The organism is Streptomyces chiangmaiensis, from assembly GCF_036281785.1.
GTDB lineage: Bacteria > Actinomycetota > Actinomycetes > Streptomycetales > Streptomycetaceae > Streptomyces > Streptomyces chiangmaiensis.
This window is the reverse complement of sequence record NZ_JAYWVC010000386.1, coordinates 1-4,156: the sequence shown is the minus strand read 5'-3', so window position 1 is coordinate 4,156 and position 4,156 is coordinate 1. Positions and strand designations below refer to the sequence as shown.

3 protein-coding genes are annotated in these 4,156 nt (G+C 68.2%); 2 read left to right on the top strand and 1 reads right to left on the bottom strand.

Annotation, left to right across the window (positions count from 1 at the left end):
• Nucleotides 1–1,264: 1,264 nt before the first annotated feature.
• Together VXC91_RS42985 and VXC91_RS42980 are read left to right on the top strand one after the other, a co-directional pair.
• Nucleotides 1,265–1,996, top strand: coding sequence for an SDR family oxidoreductase (locus tag VXC91_RS42985; RefSeq protein WP_329512788.1), 732 nt, complete (start codon nucleotides 1,265–1,267; stop codon nucleotides 1,994–1,996).
• Nucleotides 1,997–2,209: 213 nt separating this feature from the next.
• Nucleotides 2,210–3,301: an MBL fold metallo-hydrolase gene (locus VXC91_RS42980; RefSeq protein WP_329512787.1), complete on the top strand. Its 1,092-nt coding sequence runs from the start codon at nucleotides 2,210–2,212 to the stop codon at nucleotides 3,299–3,301.
• 363 nt (nucleotides 3,302–3,664) lie between these two features.
• Here the strand turns inward: VXC91_RS42980 and VXC91_RS42975 are convergent, their stop codons facing one another.
• Nucleotides 3,665–4,030 carry a nuclear transport factor 2 family protein gene (locus VXC91_RS42975; RefSeq protein ID WP_329512786.1) on the bottom strand — a complete coding sequence of 122 codons (366 nt, stop codon included), beginning with the start codon at nucleotides 4,028–4,030 and terminating at the stop codon, nucleotides 3,665–3,667.
• Nucleotides 4,031–4,156 lie beyond the last annotated feature (126 nt).

Here is a 4,156-nt window from a genome sequence, read left to right as displayed (position 1 = left end):
GAGCAGGTCGCGGTAGGCGACGAAGGCCTCGGTGGCCGGGTCGGTGACGTGGTTGTTCATGTCGCACTTGTATCTTTCATGGTCGGTCCCCGGGCGCCGGAGCCCGTTGGACGTGTATCCAGCCAATGCCGGCTGTCGCGCCTGATGATCAGGGCGAGGGGGTGAGCAGGCGGGCGAGCGGGCCTGATGCTCGGCCGCGGCATACGACGCCGCTGGGATGGTGCTCCCTCGCGCCGAGGACCCTGTCTGCCGGACGAGCCGACGGTGCCCGGGGGTGTGGGGCCGTGCGATGCGGACCCCGGCTCGGTCCTTCCCCGGCCGCACCGACCGGTCCAGCCGGAGAAGGGGGGTGGCGCGGCTAGCCGCGTGCCAGGCACCGGAAACGGCTGTGCGGTGCCCAGGCTGAGACGTATGCAGGCGGCCGGCCACGGCCACACCGTCCCGCCTGGTCAGGCGGCGGGCCGCTCTCGCCCCGTATCCCACCGACCACGACCACCTCGGCTCTCCCACTCATCACGACTCCCTCGTTTGTCGACGCCCTTCAGACACGCGCCACGCGCCAGATGTGACACCCCGGCCAATGAGATGTAACCCACATCCCGCACGGTGCAACGCCCTGCGTTGCACGAAAAGCGCTCCCGTCGCGTCTGCTCGGCAGGCCCCGGGCATGGCGCTGTTGCCTCATAGGGGCCGCAGGGCGCCGGCCCGCGCACCCCTGCACCAGCGGCCGACCTTGTAGCCCCGGACCGCGGCCGCCGACGGGACACGAGATGGTTGCCATCAGTGGTCCGCCGGCTTACGCCGACGGGTCTTTCCTCCAACACCAGGCCGACGCATCTGGGGATCCAAAAGAACACGGTGAAACGCGCGCTGGCCAGTGACCGGCCGCCGAAGTACGAGCGGGCGCCGGCCGGGTCGGTGGTGGACGCAGTCGGAGTGCCGCTGTGCATGTCAACGCACTTTGTCACCTTACTGCGTCGCTGAACGCCTCGAGCCTGCTGGTCGACGCGGTGCTCAGCGTAGGGGCGCGAGCGTAGCCCGCCGACGTCAGACAGACACGCGGGGTCTTCCCCGGTCTTGTCGGACCGTTGTGCTCAGAGCTTCGTCGGCCGGCACCGTGCCCGCTCCGCCGCCGCCGCGTGCCCGAGCGGCCTCAGGAGACGGTCGTGGGCCCTTCGTGCTCCCCGGACGTCACAAAATCCGGCGGCGTCGTGTCTTGGGTGCGTCGGGGCGGCACCAGCCGTCCCCGGATCCGGAGGTTCCCATGAAAATCGCAGTCATCGGCGGTACCGGGCTCATTGGGTCGCAGGTCGTCAAGCTGCTCAATGAGGAGGGCCACAAGGCCGTCCCGCACTCGTCGTCCACCGGTGTGGACCTGCTCACTGGCAACGGTCTCACGGCGGCGCTCGACAGGGCGGACGTGGTCGTCGATCTGAGCAACTCGCCCACCTTCGACGAGGCCTCGCTCGCGTTCTTCCAGACGAGCATGGACAACCTCCTGTCCGCCGCTGCGGCCGCCGGGGTCGGGCACGCGGTGATTCTCTCGATCGTCGGGGTCGACAAGGTCCCGGACGACCCGTACTACCGCGCCAAGGTGCTCCAGGAGGAGCTGCTCAAGACCGATCCGGTGCCTTACTCGATCGTGCGGTCCACTCAGTTCGACGAGTTCCTGAACGCGCTCATCAACCAGTTCCCGGACGACGCAGACCCGGTGCGGCTGCCCACGACGAAGGTTCAGCCGATCGCCTCGGCCGACATCGCGCGGGCCGTCGCCGACGTGGTTGTGGGCGCCCCGCTGAACGGGACTCGGAACGTCGCCGGGCCCGAGGTGTTCACGCTCGACGAGCTGGGCCGGATCACGCTCGAGGCCAAGGGTGACACGCGGACGGTCGTGGGAGATGACTCGGTGTCCGACGGTGACGCCCGCATCCTGGGCGACGGGGATGACGCCTTGATCGCGAAGACCACGTACCGGGAGTGGCTGGCCTCGAGGTAGCCAAGGCGCTGGGGCCCGAGCGACCGGTTCCGCGCGGGCCCGGGCGGGCCTTTAGTACTGCAACGACGTGTGAGGGCCAATGCTGATCGAGCACCTCACCAGCGGGCAACACCGATCCATGTGTTGTCTTTTTTGTGCACGTTTTCGGAGATCGACGGCCGCGACCCCCACCGCATGGCCTTCTCTCCGTCCTCTGCTTCGGAAGGATTAGCCATGACGACAGCATTCCAGAGGTCTGAGTCCACAAAGCGTCGAACTTTGCTGAAGGGGGCGGCACTTGCGGCCGGTGTGCCGATGGTGGCAGGGCTGGCGGGCGGGGTCGCGGCGGGCTCCGCGCAGGCGGCCGAGTCGGATCAGTTGCCGGAGTTCGCGCCGGTGCCCGCCGGCGCTCTCGGACCTGCGGTGAACGCGGACGGCTACTACGTCGGCCGGATCGGCGGACACCTGTATTGGGTGACCGACGGTTTCTACCAGGCCATGTTCCTGACCACTGTCGAAGGCGTCGTACTCGTCGACGCACCGCCGACGATCGGGGGCAACCTGCAGCGGGCCATCGACGACGTCACCAAGGACAACGGCATGCCGTCCAAGGTCACGTACATGATCTACTCCCACTCCCACGCCGACCACATATCGGCCGCGGGCCTGTTCGGCAAGGACGTGGTCCGCATCGCCCACACCGAGACACGCCGTCTACTGAAGCTGGAGCGCGATCCCAACCGGCCGCTGCCGACGGTGACCTTCGACGACCACTACGTCCTGGAGGTGGGCGGCGAGCGGCTGGAACTGGACTACCACGGCCCGAACCACACACAGGACAACATCTTCATCCACGCGCCCACGTACCAGACCCTCATGGTCGTGGACGTGCTCTTCCCGGGCTGGGTGCCGTTCAAGAACCTCGCCATCACCCGGGACATCCCTGCCTGGGTGAAGGCGCACGACATCGCGCTGGACTACTCGTGGAAGACCCTGGTCGGCGGCCACCTTGGGCGCCTCGGTGTCCGAGCCGACGGCGAGCTCCAGAAGCAGTACATCGCCGACCTCGATGCGGCGCTCCGCGACGCCATGGACACGGTGGACTCCACGCCTTTCTTCGCGAAGTACGGCCCGGCCGGAAACGGCTGGGCGATCTTCAAGACGTACCTCGACGCCGTGATCCGTCAGGCCGCGGAGCCGGTGACCGCCAAGTACACCGGCATCCTGGCTGCCGCCGACGTCTTCACCCTCGACAACGCCTCCGTGCTGCTCGAGTCCCTGCGCGTCGACACCGGCTTCCTCGGCAAGTACGGCATCCACCCGTAAATCACACAGCTCAGCGGGCATCACGCCCCGCCGGGGGCGGTTCCTCTCGGGCGGGTCGGATGGGGCTCATGCCTCCTTTCCACGTCGTGGCGAGGGCCTTCGTACGGTTTCGATGATCCGAATCTGATCGAGTACGGCGGGCCGGCTCCGCTGGTGCGCCTGGCCGAGCGGTGCGGGCTTCCCGGCCTGGTCGCCGAGCGGGTGCGCCTGCCGGCTGCGGAGAAGGGCACCGGCTCCTGCCCCCATGACGGGGGGGGCGACGCTCTTTCGGTTGACGGCCGTCCCTGGCGGCGCAGTTCGAACTGGCTTGCCCTGTGGGGCGGGTGGGCGACCGCCGCTCTTGCCGGCGGCGGTCCCACCCGCTCAACCTGTCAAAGTGCCCTGGTGGAAGTACATCCGCCAGCCCGTCTTCGTCAGACGCCACAATGAGCTCCGCCATGCCCGACGGCCCTGGTTGTCGGCGAAGTACGTCAGGTGAACGACGCCCGGAGCAAGGACGACTCCAGACATTTCGCTGACCTTGACCGGAGACTCCGGGGACACCGTGCCGCCGCTTGTCACCCTGAGGATCGACTTCACATCCCACCGGCGTCCAGAAGCCCCGATCTCGGTGAACTCCGGATCCAGGAGCTCCAGGACACGGGCCGGGGAAGCGCGCACCTCGGGATCGAGAAGCCGCATCTCCCCATCGATGGCCGCCTGCACGGCCCGCTCACTCTCGTCCGTCATGCAGGAACCCTACGGACGCTGCTCGCCAAGGCACAGCGAATTGATCGCTCGACGCGGCGACCGCACGGTGCCGCTCGCCGCCGGGTTCAGCAACTCCGGCGCCAAGAACTCCACCGCTTCCGAGGA